Genomic DNA, 13,451 nt, shown 5'->3' with positions numbered 1-13,451 from the left:
AGGGTGACATCCAGATGCAGGTCGGCGGCATCTGGCATTCAAAGGGCTTCGATGGCCTCAGCGGCGGCGACTGGCGCGCGGCGATTGGACAGCGCAAGCAGCGGCATTGCGCGCTGCACCGCCAGTCGTGCGCGCTGGATCAGCGCTTCGTTGTGCACGCGCCCCTCGGCGAAATCGCGGTCGGTGGCATACACGCCCAGGGGCAGGGTGCGGGCCTGGAAGAAGCTGAAAAGCGGCCGCAGCTGGTGATCGATCACCAGTGCATGGCGGTCACTGCCGCCGGTCGCGGCCAGCAGGATGGGGGTATCGACCAGCGCGTCCTGGTCGATGAAGTCGAAGAAGTGCTTGAACAGCCCTGTGTAGGAGCCTCGATAGACCGGCGTGCTCACCACGAGCACATCGGCCCGTTCGACGGCCACCAGCTGGCGCTCGACAACCTCCGGGAGCTGCGAACGCCACAGCGCACCGGCCAGCTGCGGCGCCAGTTCGCCGAGTTCGATCAGCTGTTGTTCGCTGCGCATGTTGTCGCCGATCAGGCCCAGCAGGTGCTCGGCGAGGGTGGCGGCCCGGGAGGGGCGCTGCAGTCCACCGGAGACGGCGACGATTCGGAGGGGGCGTTGGGATGAAGGCATGACCCGATCCTAGCCATGCCTTTCCATGACGTAAAATGGTATTACTTCACCTATCCATGAGTGAGATTCATCTTTATGTTGGAGCGGATCCACCTCAGCATCGTGCAGCAGGTCGAGCAGCAGGGCTCGCTCACCGCAGCGGCCGGCGTGCTCAACCTGACCCAGTCGGCGCTCAGCCACAGCATGAAGAAGCTGGAGCAGCAGCTGGGTACCGATGTCTGGCTGCGCGAAGGCCGCAGCCTGCGGCTGACCCAGGCCGGGCAATATCTGCTGGCAGTCGCCAACCGGGTGCTGCCGCAGCTGGACCTGGCCGAGGAGCGCCTGCGCCAGTTTGCCCAGGGCGAGCGCGGCGCGCTGCGCATCGGCATGGAATGCCACCCCTGCTACCAGTGGCTGCTGAAGATCGTCTCGCCGTATCTGGCCGCGTGGCCGGATGTGGATGTGGACGTCAAGCAGAAATTCCAGTTCGGCGGTATCGGCGCCTTGTTCGGCTACGAGATCGACCTGCTGGTCACCCCCGACCCGCTGCTGAAGCCAGGCCTGAAGTTCATCCCGGTGTTCGACTACGAGCAGGTGCTGGTGGTGGCCAGCAACCACGCCCTGGCCAAGGTGGACCACGTAAAGCCGCGCCAGCTCAGCCAGGAAGTGCTGATCAGCTACCCGGTGCCGTTCGAGCGCCTGGACATCTACAACCAGTTCCTGCTGCCGGCCGGCATCACCCCGCGGCGCCACAAGGCCATTGAAACCACCGACATCATGATGCAGATGGTGGCCAGCGGCCGCGGCGTGGCCGCCATGCCGCGCTGGCTGGTGGAGGAGTACGCCGCGCGCATGGACGTGGTGCCCGTACGCCTGGGTGCCAAGGGCATCCCCAAGCAGATCTATCTGGGTGCGCGCGAGGCCGATACCAGCATCGATTACCTGCAGGCCTTCATCGAGCTGGCCCGCAACAGCTCGCCGCTTGCCGGCAACGCAGACGGAGCCCGTTGATGCCCGTACCTGGATCACTGCGGGCGGAAGCCTTCATCAACACCTTTTCATTGGAGGTCAGCGCGAAGGCCATGCCCGCGCTGCGCGCCGAGGCTGACCGCATACCGCGCGGCACGATCATCTCCATTCCCTGGCTGGCCAGCGAGGATGACGACGCACGCCTGGCCGCCGCACGCACGGTGCGCGCGCTCGGCTTCGAGCCGATGCCGCATCTGTCTGCGCGCCGTATCGGCTCGCGCGCGGTACTCGGGCGGTTCCTTGAGCGCGCGGCCAGCGAGGCTGGTGTCGAGCAGTGCCTGGTGATCGCCGGTGACCTCGCCACGCCTGCTGGACCGTTTGCAGACAGCATTTCGATCATCGAGGCCGGACTTCTGGAACGGTGCGGCATCAAGGTCGTTGCTATCGGCGGGCACCCGGAAGGGCATCCTGTAATGAGCAGTGACGAACGCTGGCAGGCGCTGGAGGGAAAATGCCAGGCCATCGAAGCACGTGGCATGGCCCCCTTGGTCGTCACCCAGTTCGCCTTCGATGCCGATACCGTGCTGGCCTGGCTGGATGCACTGCGCGCGCGTGGCATCACGGTTCCGGTGCTGGTCGGTGTGCCGGGCCCAGCCAGCATCCCCCGGCTGCTGCGCTATGCCGCAATGTGCGGCGTGGGCGCCAGTGCATCGATGTTGGCCCGGTATGGCATCTCGATCGGCCGGCTGCTCGGCACGGCGGGGCCGGAAGCGTTCGTCGACCGCCTGGTGAAGGGGTTGACCAGTGCCCATGGCCCGGTCAGCCCGCATTTCTTCCCGTTCGGCGGTGTTGCGCCGTCGCTGGAGTGGATGGCGCGGTACCGGCGGCGCATTTCCAGTGCCCGCAGCGTAATCCCCGAAGGCTGACAGCTGTCACTGGCTGCAACCCGGGCGGAAGCGAATAGTGAGCGCCAAGGCGAGCGCACCTCGCCACCACTCACCAAGGGGACCGCTCATGAACATGCTCCAGCATCTCGCCTCGCAGACGCCGATCTGGGTCTGGCTGCTGCTGGCCTTCCTGGTCACCCGTGGCATCGCCGCCATGAAGCCGGCCGAGACCTCGCTGCAGAAGCTGGCGATCGTACCCGCCTTGTTCGCCGTCTGGGGTGCGTGGTCGGTCAGCCATCGCTTCGGCGCGTCGCTGAGCGCCTGGAGCGAATGGCTGGCCGGCATCGCCACGGGCGCCGCGCTTGCCTGGCTGCTGCTGAATCGGTTGAAGCTGACGCTGGACCGCAGTACCGGCAAGCTCTGGCGCAACGCGGATTTCAGCCTGCTGCCACTGCTGTTGATCACTTTCCTGGTGAAGTACGGGTTCGAAGTCGCATTTGCGGTGTCGCCGTCGCTGTCCGCCAATGCTGGCTTCAATGCCGCCTACCTGCTGCTGGCAGGCGGATTCACCGGCATCTTCGTTGGCAAGTACGGCCGATACCTGGCCTCGCTGCGGATGGATGCGGCAGGCAAGGGGCTGGAAACCGCAGGCTGATCGCCCGGGTAGTGCCGGCCGCTGGCCGGCTTCCCCATGCAGGGTTGTGCGGGGCTGACGCAGGCGTCACGATGCCCACCACTGGCCAACACCGGAAACGCTGACGTCATGAAGACCACATCCTGGTTCTGGATCAACGTGGCCAGTCACTTCGGTATTGTCGCAGCCCTGGCCTGGCTGCCCGCACGGTGGACGGGCCAGCTTGTAGAGGGTTTGGCCGGCACTCAGCCGGCTATTGGCGATGCCCAGCATGTGGCCCTCATTGGTTCCATTTTTGGTTTCTGCGTGACCGCACTGATCTTCATGGGGGCGCTGACAGTCACCGGCGAACTCCTGGGTTTCTCCAGGCCCTATGCGCGGCGGCCGGAGCCCCGGAACGAAGCGCAGGTCGTGCACCGGAAGGTGTTGCTGGTTGCATTCGCCACGCTCTCGTGGGTGGCCGTGGGATCGCTTGCAGGTATTGCGTCGATCTTCGCGGCTTCGTCATGAAGGGCGGCCCTGCCAGCGTCTGGCGCGCCGGAACGCATAGGCGCGTGAACCGCGCAGTTGCTCACGCCTCCCCGCGCCACTGGCTCATCAGCATCTGCAGGAATCGCTCCGCCGTGGGCGAGAGCAGGGCGCCGCGGCGGCGGACGATGCCGATCGTGCGTGACACCACCGGGTTGCCGATCGCGCGTGTCACCAGGGTGGGGTGATCCCCGTCCGGCGTGGCCATCTTCGGTAGCACCGACACGCCGATACCGGCCTCGACCATGCCCAGTGACGTCGACAGGTGCGTCACTTCATAGTGCCAGCTCAACTTGAGGTTCTCGCGCGCCAGCGCACCATCCAGCAGCGTGCGGTTACCGCTGGTGCGATGCACGGTGATCAGCTGGTGCTCGGCCAGGTCGGCCCATTCCACCTTGCGCTTGCGTGCCAGAGGATGATCGCGGCGGCATGCCAGCACGAATGGATCTTCAGCGAGCACGTCGAAATCGAGATTCGGATCGTTGGCGCCCATGAAGTTGATGCCGAACTCGACTTCACCACGTTCCACTGCCTGCAGACCCTCCGTCGCCGGGATATCCAGGATGCGGAAGCGCACGTTCGGGTGCGCTTCGTGGAAACGCGCCATCACGCTGGGCAGGAAGTAGAACGCCGCCGTCGGCAGGCACGCGATGGTCACGGTAGCGCCGCGGGTGTCTTCGCGGCCACGCAGTGAGAACAGCGAGCCATCGAACTCCTCCAGCATGCGGCGCACCAGCGGCAGCAGGTTCTCGCCGACGGCGGTAGTGCTGACGCTGCGCGTGGTGCGCTCCAGCAGCGGCGACCCCACCGCCTGCTCCAGTTTCTGGATGCGGCGGCTGAGTGCTGGCTGGGAGACGTGCAGGATTTCTGCGGCGCGATGGAAGCTGCGGGTCTCCGAGACCAGCAGGAAGGCGCGTAGATCCAGGATTTCGCAATTGATGCTCATGGGGTATCAATCATCCAAAAATCAGCAATTCACAGATCAATTGGGGTCATGCCAGTATCGAATCACAGAGGGGTCATTCATCCCCTATACGCATCAATCTAGCACACGTATGTCCAACGATCTGCTCAGCATTCCCTGCGTCCTCATGCGCGGCGGCACCTCCAAAGGCCCGTTCTTCCTGGCCAGCGACCTTCCGATGGACATCGCTGAACGCGATCGCCTGCTGCTGGAAGTGATGGGCTCGGGCCATCCGTTGCAGATCGACGGCATCGGCGGTGGCAACGCGCTGACCAGCAAGGTGGCGATCATCGACCGCTCCAGCCGTCCGGACGCCGATGTCGACTACCTGTTCGCCCAGGTACGGGTAGAGCAGCAGGTGGTGGATACCTCGCCCAACTGCGGCAACATGCTGGCGGCCGTAGGCCCGTATGCCATCGAGCGTGGGCTGGTGCAGGCGCAGGATCCGCAGACCGAGGTGCGCATCCACAACGTCAACACCGGCAAGCTGATCATCGCCACGGTGGAAACGCCCGGCGGCAACGTGGTGTACCGCGGTGACACGCGCATTGCCGGCGCGCCGGGCTCGGCCTCGCCGGTCAGGCTCGCTTTCCTTGATGCGGCAGGCGCCCGCACCGGCAAGCTGCTGCCCAGCGGCCACGCGCAGGAGACCATCGATGGCGTGCCGGTCAGCCTGGTGGACTGCGCGATGCCGATGATGCTGGTGCGTGCCGAAGACCTGGGCGTGCGCGGCGATGCCCCGCCCGCCGAACTGAACGCGGACGCGGTATTCATGCGCCGGCTGGAAGCGCTGCGCATCGAGGCAGGCGCCCGCATGGGCATCGCTGACGCCGGCAACAAGGTCATTCCGAAGCCGGTGCTGCTGTCGGCGCCGCAACATGGGGGCGATCTGCAGGTGCGCTATTTCATGCCGCATCAATGCCACACCGCGCTGGCCATTACCGGCGCGGTCGGCCTGGCCACCGCCGCTGTTACGCCGGGCACGCTGGCCCACACTTTGGTCGGATGCCTGTCCGTTCCCGGCAGCATTACCCTCGAACATCCGAGCGGGGCCCTGGAGGTGGGCCTCAGTCGCAGCTCGCAGGACGCGCCGGTCGTTGCCAGCGTCGTGCGCACCGCACGCCGGCTGTTCGAAGGACGCGTGTTTGCCACCACGCCAGCACTTGCCGTGGCCGGTTCCACCCAAGCCCGCCAATGGACGTCAGCGGCATGATCTGAACCCGGACGGGCCGGCGCAGGTGCGCATGCCCGCCATTACAACGTAGATGCTTCACTCCTGGGAGGGATGATGTACAAGCAGTTCTTGATGGCCGCGCTGTGCGCGGCTGGTCTGGCCGCGGCCGGATGCAGCAACAGCGGGCGCACCGAAGGCGCATCCGCCGGCGGTGATGACAATGCACCGGTACGCATCAGCGTCGGCTCCTACAACCTCAACAACCTGCCGTTCTTCATCGCCGACGCCAAGGGGTACTTCAAGGACGTCGGCCTGCAGGTGAAGACCGAGAACTTCGCCCAGGGCGGCTCCAAGGTATTGCAGGCGCTGGTGGCCAATTCCACCGACGTGGCCGTCGGCTTCTACGACCACACCATCCAGATGCAGGCCAAGGGCAAGGACGTGGTGGCCTTCGTGCTGCTCTCGCGCAACTCCGGCCTGGTGATGGCCGGCCGCGAGGATGCCAGCTTCGATCCGGCACGCCCGGAAACCATCAAGGGCCAGAAGGTCGGGATCACCGCGCCGGGCTCATCGTCGGACTTCTTCGTCCGTCACTTCCTTGCTCAGCACGATATCCCGGTCGACAGTATCTCGCTGATCGGCGTCGGCTCGGGCGCGGCTGCGGTGGCCGCGCTGGAGCAGGGCAAGATCGACCTGCTGGTCAACTACGACCCGGCCGCCACCCTGATCACCGAGCGCAAGGTCGGGAAGATCCTCCTCGACGCGCGCAGCGATGACGGCGCCCGCCAGGTCTATGGCGGCCTGTACCCGACCTCGGTGATGTACGCCAACCAGAGCTTCCTGGACAAGCGCCCCGAAGCGGCCGAGAAGATCGCCCGCGCCGAGCAGATGGCGTTGAAGTTCATCGCCGACAACAGTGCTGAAGACATCGTTGCGGCGCTGCCGGACAGCTACGTCTCCGGCGACCGCGCCACCTATGCGCGCGCGGTGGAGAACGCCCGCGCGATCTTCACCCGCGACGGTCATTTCACGCCGGCTGATCTGGAAACGCCGTTGAAGGTGCTGCGCGAGTTCAATACGGATGTGGCCAAGGCCAACATCGATCTGTCCCGCACCTACACCAATGCCTTCGTCGAGCGTGCCAACGCCGCGGCGCCGGCTGCCCAACCGTAAGCGGAGGTAACCCCATGGCCCTCAATGCCACCGTGCGCCAGCTCAATGGCGCACCGCAGCTGGAGCCTGCACAGACCATGGTCGCCATCAACAAGGTGACCATGTCCTTCGGCGAATTCACCGCCGTCCGTGATGTCGACATCCAGGTGGGGGACGGCGAGTTCCTTGCCATCGTCGGGCCGACCGGCTGCGGCAAGAGCACCATCCTCAATTCCGTGGCGGGCCTGCTGAAGCCGTCGTCCGGGCAGGTCAGCATCGATGGCCGTGCGGTCAGCGGCGTCCAGGAGTCGGTCGGCTACCTGTTCCAGCAGGACGCGCTGCTGCCGTGGAAGACGGCTTACCAGAACGTTGAGCTCGGCCTGCGCTTCCGTGGTGTGCCCGAAGCCGAACGCAAGGCCAAGGCCAACGCGTGGCTGGCCAAGGTCGGCCTGGCCGGTTTCGAGCACCGCTATCCGCACCAGTTGTCCGGTGGCCAGCGCAAGCGCGTGCAGATGGCGCAGGCGCTGATCGTCGAGCCGAAGGTGATCCTGATGGACGAACCTTTCTCGGCGCTGGACATCCACACCCGGCACCTGATGCAGAACGAACTGCTGCGCCTGTGGCAGGAGGACCGGCGCTCGGTGATCCTGATCACCCACGATCTGGAAGAAGCGATCGCCCTGGGCGACCGCGTGGTGGTGCTGTCATCCGGTCCGGCCAGCCGCGTGGTGCGCAGCTTCGACGTGGATCTGGAACGCCCGCGCAACGTGGCCGAGATCAAGCTGGATGACCGTTTCACCGACCTGTACCGCGACATCTGGGCCTGCCTGCGCGGCGAAGTGGAGAAGAGCTATGCACGCCAAGACTGACAAGTTCATCCAACTGGCCCTGGTTGTGGCCGTGTTCGGCGGCTGGGAGGGCGGCATCGCGCTGGGCGTGATCGATCCGTTCTTCTTCCCCTCGCCAACCGCGATCGTGCAGCAGGCCTGGACCTGGCTGTCCGATACGTCGTTCTACCAGCACGTCTACATCACCCTGACCGAAACCGCGCTGGGCTACATCATCGGCACCGGCCTCGGCGTGGCCGGCGGTGTCTGGTTGGGCCTGAGCCGCCGCTCGGCGCGCATCCTCGATCCCTTCATCAAAGGCTTCAACGCAATTCCGCGCGTGGTGCTGGCCCCGATTTTCGTGTTGTGGCTGGGGCTGGGCCTGTGGTCGAAGGTGGCGCTGGCGGTCACCCTGGTGTTCTTCACCACGTTCTTCAATGCCATGCAGGGCGTACGCGAGGTGAATCCGGTGGTACTGGCCAATGCCCGCATCCTGGGCGCAAGCCGCAGCGACCTGCTACGCCATGTCTACTTCCCGGCAGCAGCCAGCTGGATCCTGTCCTCGCTGCGCACCTCGGTGGGCTTCGCCGTGGTCGGCGCGATCATCGGTGAGTACCTCGGCGCCTCGGCGGGCCTGGGTTACCTGATTGCGCAGGCAGAAGGCAACTTCAACGCCGTCGGTGTGTTTGCCGGCATCATCATCCTTGCCGCCTTCGTGCTGGTCATCGACGCGCTGCTGGACGTGGTCGAGAACAAGCTGATCACCTGGCGTCCCAACGCCCAGGCCCAGGCCACCAGCTGACCGGGCCGGGCTGAGCCCGCCTGCCGCGCCGCCGGGCCGATCCGGCGGCGCGCGCTTCCTCCCCCGATCTTCCCCCGCACCACCGCAACAGGCCAGCGCCGGGCCAGGGGGCCGGCTGGCCGGAGAGAGAGTCCATGAACCATTCCACCGTGCTGCCGCTGGCAGCGCTGTCGGTCGCGCTCGGCCTGCTGTTGGCCAGTGGCCATGCCGGCGCCCAGTCCACGTCTTCGCTGCCCGCGCCGCTGAGCCAGGCTGAGCTGTCACGCCTGGTGCAGCAGCAGGCACTGCAGATCCAGCAACTGGAAGCACGCCTCCGCGCCGTGGAGGGCGGGCACGGCACCGCCGGTGCGGCGGCCGCAACGCAGGCCCCCGCGCTGGACACCCGCGTCGCCGCACTGGAATCCAGCCAGGCCAAGGCGCCCAAGGTCACCTGGTCCAAGGGCGCACCGGAGTTCAGCAGTGCCGATGGCAGCGTGGTGTTCCGTCCGCGCGGACGCCTGTTCGTCGACGCATCCAGCACCGATGGATCGTCAGTGAGTGACCGCAACATCTCCGGTACCGAGATCCGCTCGGTGCGGCTGGGCGCCGAAGGCCGCTACGGCATCCTCGGCTGGGCGGTGGAAGGTGACTTCGCCGACAACGCGGTGGCGTGGAAGTCGGTCTACGCCACCGTTGACCACCGCCTGTTCGGGCTGCCGGCCGACCTGACCGTAGGCAACCGCCTCAACGACCGGGGTATCGACGGCTCCAGCAGCACCTCCAACACGCCGTTCCAGGACCGCAACGTGGTCGGCACGCTGATGATGCCGCAGCGCGGCCTGTTCGGTGTCGGCCTGACCGAGCGCGTGTACGGCAAGAACTGGCATGCCAGCCTGTCGGTGGCCGGCAACGATCTCAACAACGCCGGCACCGACAACGACAGCCAGACCTGGGCCACGCGCGTGCATTGGAACCCGGTGGCCAACGACGCAGTCACGGTGCACCTGGGGGCCTGGGCCTTCCACGAGGAGATTGCCGCAAGCGCCAGCGGCGTCGTCCGCAGTTCGGCCATCGCCGGGCACTTCAACGACCTGGTCAAGATTGCGCCGGGCACACTGCTGGGCGCCGAGCGCAGCACGTCCTATGGCGCGGAACTGGCAGGCTTCTTCGGGCCGGCCTGGGCGACCGGCGAATGGGGTACGCGCAACCTGGGCGGGGCCGGCGCCAGCGGGCGCTACGATCTGGACCACCAGGCCTGGGCGATCTCGGCGGGCTGGTTCCTGGCCGGTGCAAGGCCGGCCTATTCGGGCAAGGCCGGCACCTGGGGCCGGGTGAAAGTGGCCGATCCTGTCACCCGCGGCGGCGCCGGGGCATGGGAACTGAAAGGGCGCTACGAAGACGTGGACTATGCCGAGCTGCCCAGTGGCGGTACCGGCCACGCGTGGACGCTGGGTGCGAACTGGTATCTCAACGACTTCAGCCGCGTGATGTTCGAGGCGATCCGTTGGCAGACCCGCAACCGCAGCGGCACCGGCCAGGGCAGGGATGAAGGCACCACCTTCAACACCCGCCTGCAGGTGGCCTTCTAGCAGCGCATGCCGCTTGCGCGCCGATCAGAGCAGCAGTAGTGCTCCGATCAACGCCGGCGGCATCACCAGCGCGCCGACGCGCAGGAAGTCGAGCGCGCTGACATGTTCGCCCTCGCGGCGCAGCGCCACCAGCCACAGCATTGTCGCCAGCGAACCGGTGACCGACAGGTTGGGCCCCAGATCCACGCCGACCAGCAATGCGGCACGGGTCTGCGCCGGCAGGTCGGCCATCTGCCCCAGCGAACCGGCGGCCAGGCCGACCGGCAGATTGTTGGCCACGTTGCTCAGCAGCGCAGCCGCGCCACCGGCCAGCCAGCTGGCCTGGCGGGGAGATGCCTGCGCCAGAGCCTGCAGCGCGCTGGCCGCGCTCTGGATGACACCGGTCTGCGCCACCGCTTCCACCAGCACGAACAGTCCCGCCACCAGCGGCAGCACGCCCCAGGACACGTGTCGCAGCAGTGGCAGCGGGCTGCGCCTCTGGCGGATCGCCACCACGGCCACACTCAGCGTGCCCGCACAGAACGTGGTCAGGCCCAATGGCCCGTTCAAGGCGGACGTGACCAGCAACACGGTGCCGGTGAACAGCACGCCCAGTGCGCTCAGCCGGCCGCCGTCGGTCAACGGGCGATGCGCCGGCGCGGCCACCAGCGGCTGGGCGATCTCGCGCCGGTGCACCCAGCGCAGGACCAGATAGGTGGCACCGATCGCCGCCGCCGACGGCAGCGCGAACTGCGCCAGCCACTGCAGCAGCGGCGGCAGGTGCTGGCCGTACACCACCAGGTTGGCCGGATTGGAAATGGGCAGCACGAAGCTGGCCGCATTGGCGATGAAGGCACAGACAAACAGGTAGGGCAGGGGGTTGGCGCGCGCCGCCTTGCAGGCGGCGTAGACCGCCGGCGTCAGCACTACGGCCGTTGCATCGTTGGACAGGAACACGGTCACCAGCGTGCCGACCAGGAACACCAGGTCGAACAGGCGTCGCCCGGATCCGCCCGCATGCCGCACCGCGTACAACGCCAGCCAATCGAACAGGCCTTCGCGCCGCGCCAGTTCGGCCAGCACCATCATGCCGACCAGGAACAGGTAGACGTCGCGGCCTTCGGCCACTGCGCCCCATGCGGTGTGCAGCGACACGGCGCCCAGCAGCGGCAACACGGCGGCAGCGCCCAGCGCCCACACATATTCGGGGATGCGGAAAGGACGGAACAGCAGGCCGAGGGTGGCAACGGCGACCGCTGCCCAGATCAGGAGGGGGGCTTGGGAGGCAAGCATGGAGTGGGGCTTCAGCGGCACCTGCACCGACCCCGGCGCAGGGGGGGCCTGGCGCGCGATCAGCGGATGGGCGGCCGCTGCAATCATCGCAGGTTCCGGGTCGCCGCATCATACCGTGCGGCGCTGCATGGCGACCGCTGCGGTCGACCGCGTTGCAGGTGGGCCGGGGGTGGCGCCCAGCCCACGTTCAGCACGCAAGCGCGCCATCACTTCAGCCACTGCAGTGTGACTACGCATGTAGTCACACTGCACGCACACTCATTGGACGAGATTGCGATGCCAGGATCCTGCTGGTTGTCCTGCGCCCTGGCCCTGGTGTTCGGCATCGCCGGGCCCAGCCAAGCGGCGACGCGTGCCGAAGCCCTCGCCGCGATCGAGCGCAACGCGCGTGGCGCGCATTCCGACGCGGTCCTGGTGATGCACGACCGGGAGACGCTGCTTGAGTTGAAGCCCGCCGCCGGAGCCAGATCTCCGCGCGCGGACTGAAGCGCGCCGATCTCTACGACATCACACGGGGGCCGGTCGTCGGCTTTGCCGCCAACGGCTACCTGGGCCAATACCTGATGATCGTCCCGGAACAGCGGGTGGTCGCCGTGCGTCTGGTCCACCGGCGCGAGACCCACAGCGCTCCACAGGACGACTATCCCTCCTTCTTCGCCGATGTCCTGCAGTTGGCGCGGACACTGCGATAGGCCCTGTCGCCATCATGTCCACGCGCGCTGAACATCTTCCTGGAGCGTTCTTCGCTGGCGTGCCGCCTAAAGTGGGATGACATCTTGGCCGCACAGCAACTTAGGCATGTTTGATTATCAGGACTGGACCTTCCACGCCAATGGCCGAACGGTAGTGGCGCGGGTAGCGCTGGACGGCGACGGTGGCGGCACCATCAACCGCTACCAGCTGGTGCCGGGGCCGGCGCAGTCGGGGCTGTGCATCAAGGTCGCCTCCCAGGACGAGGCCGCGCAGAAACTGGAGGCCGAAGTGACCAAGCTGCTCGGGCCGGAGTGGTAGCTACTACGCCATGCCGGGCAGGGATCCGCATGGTGACGTCGGGATGACCGGGCCCGGGCAACGGGCATCGCGCCGGATGCCCGTTGCGTGAGGCCGCTTACCTGGGCATCAGCACGGTGTCGACCACGTGGATGACGCCGTTGGACTGGCCGACATCTGCAATGCTGATGCCTGCCTTTCCACCCTTTGCGTCGATGACCCAGAGCTTGCCATCGTGGAGCGCCACGGTGAGAGGCTCACCCTGCACGGTCTTCAGGGTGGCCTTGCCGCCGTGCTTGCGGGCATCGGCCAGAAGCTGGGCCGAACTGTAGCTGCCCGGGACGACGTGGTAGGTCAGGATCCGGGTCAGCTGTGCCTTGTTTTCAGGCTTCACCAGTGTATCGACAGTGCCTGCAGGCAGCTTTTCGAAGGCCGCATTGGTGGGCGCGAAAACAGTGAAGGGCCCGGCGCCGTTGAGGGTGTCGACCAGGCCGGCTGCTTTGACCGCTGCAACCAGCGTGGTGTGATCCTTGGAATTGACGGCGTTCTCGACGATGGTCCTGGTGGGGTACATTTCTGCCCCGCCCACGATGACGGTGTTGGCGGCGAAAACCGAGGAGCCGGACGAAACGAGTACGGCGAAGCCGACTGCGGCGGCGATGCGCTGAAGAGCGTTCACGGTGCGTTCCTTTCTGGATGACCCGCAAGTGCGGGCATCTTTCCTACGTCGGGTGAGCGTGACCGGATGCAGCAACGGCCGAGTCATTGGCGCGCTGCCGGTTTTGCTGCGCTGCATGGTGACAACGGCGAACCTCGGTGATTACTCTCCGCTGCAACGCGATGGTAGCGCTACCAGTCGGACGGGGATCCAGGGTCTGGGAGGCTGCCTTCTTTGCCGCGTGTTTGTCCTGGCAGGCTTGAAAAGCAAGTGTAAGTCGCGGCGTGCCCGAGCACCCGTGCTGTTCGGTTTGGAATGCGGGCCACGCCCGTGCGTGCCCCTGGGAGGGGGCGGTACATCCATTCGATCGTATGTCAGAGGGGACTTTCATGAGCACCTGCAGTTTCCGTGGCAC

The 13,451-nt window shown here is 66.5% G+C and carries 15 protein-coding genes and 1 pseudogene; 12 read left to right on the top strand and 4 right to left on the bottom strand.

Annotation, left to right across the window (positions count from 1 at the left end):
* Nucleotides 1-38: 38 nt before the first annotated feature.
* Nucleotides 39-632 (bottom strand): FMN reductase, encoded by a 594-nt coding sequence (gene msuE / locus A7X97_RS07450; protein ID WP_072167095.1) that lies wholly within the window; start codon nt 630-632, stop codon nt 39-41.
* A 75-nt stretch (nt 633-707) separates the two neighbouring features.
* On the opposite strand from msuE, the gene A7X97_RS07445 reads away from it, so the two are divergent.
* From A7X97_RS07445 to A7X97_RS07430, 4 genes are all read left to right on the top strand, one after another.
* Nucleotides 708-1,622 carry a LysR family transcriptional regulator gene (locus tag A7X97_RS07445; RefSeq protein ID WP_072167094.1) on the top strand — a complete coding sequence of 305 codons (915 nt, stop codon included), beginning with the start codon at nt 708-710 and terminating at the stop codon, nt 1,620-1,622.
* Nucleotides 1,622-2,506 carry a methylenetetrahydrofolate reductase gene (locus tag A7X97_RS07440; protein ID WP_111007748.1) on the top strand — a complete coding sequence of 295 codons (885 nt, stop codon included), beginning with the start codon at nt 1,622-1,624 and terminating at the stop codon, nt 2,504-2,506. Before A7X97_RS07445 ends, A7X97_RS07440 begins: the two co-directional genes overlap by 1 nt.
* A gap of 88 nt (nt 2,507-2,594) precedes the next feature.
* On the top strand, nt 2,595-3,122 hold the full coding sequence (locus A7X97_RS07435; protein ID WP_111007747.1) for a DUF6622 family protein: 528 nt from the start codon (nt 2,595-2,597) through the stop codon (nt 3,120-3,122).
* 108 nt (nt 3,123-3,230) lie between these two features.
* Complete coding sequence (locus A7X97_RS07430; RefSeq protein ID WP_111007746.1) at nt 3,231-3,611, top strand: hypothetical protein; 381 nt, start codon at nt 3,231-3,233, stop codon at nt 3,609-3,611.
* A 61-nt stretch (nt 3,612-3,672) separates the two neighbouring features.
* Here A7X97_RS07430 and A7X97_RS07425 read toward each other — a convergent pair whose 3' ends face one another.
* Complete coding sequence (locus A7X97_RS07425; protein WP_010485668.1) at nt 3,673-4,575, bottom strand: LysR family transcriptional regulator; 903 nt, start codon at nt 4,573-4,575, stop codon at nt 3,673-3,675.
* Between the two features lie 109 nt (nt 4,576-4,684).
* Here A7X97_RS07425 and A7X97_RS07420 point away from each other — a divergent pair, with 109 nt between their 5' ends.
* The 5 genes from A7X97_RS07420 to A7X97_RS07400 all read left to right on the top strand — a co-directional run bounded on the left by A7X97_RS07420 (nt 4,685) and on the right by A7X97_RS07400 (nt 10,116).
* The gene (locus A7X97_RS07420) at nt 4,685-5,806 is read left to right on the top strand and encodes a 4-oxalomesaconate tautomerase (protein ID WP_088497594.1); all 1,122 of its coding nucleotides are present in this window, start codon (nt 4,685-4,687) and stop codon (nt 5,804-5,806) included.
* A gap of 75 nt (nt 5,807-5,881) precedes the next feature.
* A complete protein-coding gene (locus A7X97_RS07415) occupies nt 5,882-6,940 on the top strand; it encodes an ABC transporter substrate-binding protein (protein ID WP_111007745.1) in 1,059 nt (352 codons plus the stop codon).
* Nucleotides 6,941-6,954: 14 nt separating this feature from the next.
* Entirely contained in the window at nt 6,955-7,788 is an 834-nt protein-coding gene (locus A7X97_RS07410) for an ABC transporter ATP-binding protein (RefSeq protein WP_049467258.1), read from the top strand.
* Complete coding sequence (locus A7X97_RS07405; RefSeq protein ID WP_005409726.1) at nt 7,772-8,548, top strand: ABC transporter permease; 777 nt, start codon at nt 7,772-7,774, stop codon at nt 8,546-8,548. Before A7X97_RS07410 ends, A7X97_RS07405 begins: the two co-directional genes overlap by 17 nt.
* Nucleotides 8,549-8,682: 134 nt before the next feature.
* Complete coding sequence (locus A7X97_RS07400) at nt 8,683-10,116, top strand: OprO/OprP family phosphate-selective porin (RefSeq protein ID WP_111007744.1); 1,434 nt, start codon at nt 8,683-8,685, stop codon at nt 10,114-10,116.
* 24 nt (nt 10,117-10,140) lie between these two features.
* Here A7X97_RS07400 and A7X97_RS07395 read toward each other — a convergent pair whose 3' ends face one another.
* On the bottom strand, nt 10,141-11,388 hold the full coding sequence (locus A7X97_RS07395; protein ID WP_072167088.1) for an arsenic transporter: 1,248 nt from the start codon (nt 11,386-11,388) through the stop codon (nt 10,141-10,143).
* A gap of 294 nt (nt 11,389-11,682) precedes the next feature.
* Here A7X97_RS07395 and A7X97_RS07390 point away from each other — a divergent pair, with 294 nt between their 5' ends.
* The 3 genes and pseudogenes from A7X97_RS07390 (at nt 11,683) to A7X97_RS07380 (ending at nt 12,399) form a co-directional block, all read left to right on the top strand.
* Nucleotides 11,683-11,874, top strand: a complete 192-nt coding sequence (locus A7X97_RS07390; RefSeq protein ID WP_072167087.1) for a hypothetical protein — start codon at nt 11,683-11,685, stop codon at nt 11,872-11,874.
* Nucleotides 11,841-12,080 (top strand): annotated as a pseudogene (locus A7X97_RS22295) (penicillin-binding protein); the annotation flags it as partial. The gene A7X97_RS07390 and the pseudogene A7X97_RS22295, both read left to right, overlap by 34 nt.
* Nucleotides 12,081-12,186: 106 nt before the next feature.
* Complete coding sequence (locus A7X97_RS07380; RefSeq protein WP_049411161.1) at nt 12,187-12,399, top strand: hypothetical protein; 213 nt, start codon at nt 12,187-12,189, stop codon at nt 12,397-12,399.
* Nucleotides 12,400-12,496: 97 nt separating this feature from the next.
* Here A7X97_RS07380 and A7X97_RS07375 read toward each other — a convergent pair whose 3' ends face one another.
* Nucleotides 12,497-13,057, bottom strand: coding sequence for a fasciclin domain-containing protein (locus tag A7X97_RS07375; protein WP_072167086.1), 561 nt, complete (start codon nt 13,055-13,057; stop codon nt 12,497-12,499).
* Between the last annotated feature and the right edge of the window lie 394 nt (nt 13,058-13,451).

Origin of the sequence: Stenotrophomonas sepilia (genome assembly GCF_003244875.1) — a bacterium.
Lineage (GTDB): Bacteria > Pseudomonadota > Gammaproteobacteria > Xanthomonadales > Xanthomonadaceae > Stenotrophomonas > Stenotrophomonas sepilia.
The sequence above is the reverse complement of the archived record's forward strand: the minus strand, read 5'-3'. Positions and strand labels throughout refer to the sequence as shown.

Excerpts from the sequence above, each read along its gene's own strand:
- A7X97_RS07395 (WP_072167088.1), bottom strand. The coding sequence starts at position 11,388 with ATGCTTGCCTCCCAAGCCCCCCTCCTGATCTGGGCAGCGGTCGCCGTT.
- A7X97_RS07435 (WP_111007747.1), top strand. The coding sequence starts at position 2,595 with ATGAACATGCTCCAGCATCTCGCCTCGCAGACGCCGATCTGGGTCTGG.
- A7X97_RS07400 (WP_111007744.1), top strand. The coding sequence starts at position 8,683 with ATGAACCATTCCACCGTGCTGCCGCTGGCAGCGCTGTCGGTCGCGCTC.
- A7X97_RS07410 (WP_049467258.1), top strand. The coding sequence starts at position 6,955 with ATGGCCCTCAATGCCACCGTGCGCCAGCTCAATGGCGCACCGCAGCTG.
- A7X97_RS07440 (WP_111007748.1), top strand. The coding sequence starts at position 1,622 with ATGCCCGTACCTGGATCACTGCGGGCGGAAGCCTTCATCAACACCTTT.
- A7X97_RS07430 (WP_111007746.1), top strand. The coding sequence starts at position 3,231 with ATGAAGACCACATCCTGGTTCTGGATCAACGTGGCCAGTCACTTCGGT.
- A7X97_RS07415 (WP_111007745.1), top strand. The coding sequence starts at position 5,882 with ATGTACAAGCAGTTCTTGATGGCCGCGCTGTGCGCGGCTGGTCTGGCC.
- A7X97_RS07405 (WP_005409726.1), top strand. The coding sequence starts at position 7,772 with ATGCACGCCAAGACTGACAAGTTCATCCAACTGGCCCTGGTTGTGGCC.
- A7X97_RS07445 (WP_072167094.1), top strand. The coding sequence starts at position 708 with ATGTTGGAGCGGATCCACCTCAGCATCGTGCAGCAGGTCGAGCAGCAG.
- A7X97_RS07380 (WP_049411161.1), top strand. The coding sequence starts at position 12,187 with ATGTTTGATTATCAGGACTGGACCTTCCACGCCAATGGCCGAACGGTA.
- A7X97_RS07425 (WP_010485668.1), bottom strand. The coding sequence starts at position 4,575 with ATGAGCATCAATTGCGAAATCCTGGATCTACGCGCCTTCCTGCTGGTC.
- msuE (WP_072167095.1), bottom strand. The coding sequence starts at position 632 with ATGCCTTCATCCCAACGCCCCCTCCGAATCGTCGCCGTCTCCGGTGGA.
- A7X97_RS07420 (WP_088497594.1), top strand. The coding sequence starts at position 4,685 with ATGTCCAACGATCTGCTCAGCATTCCCTGCGTCCTCATGCGCGGCGGC.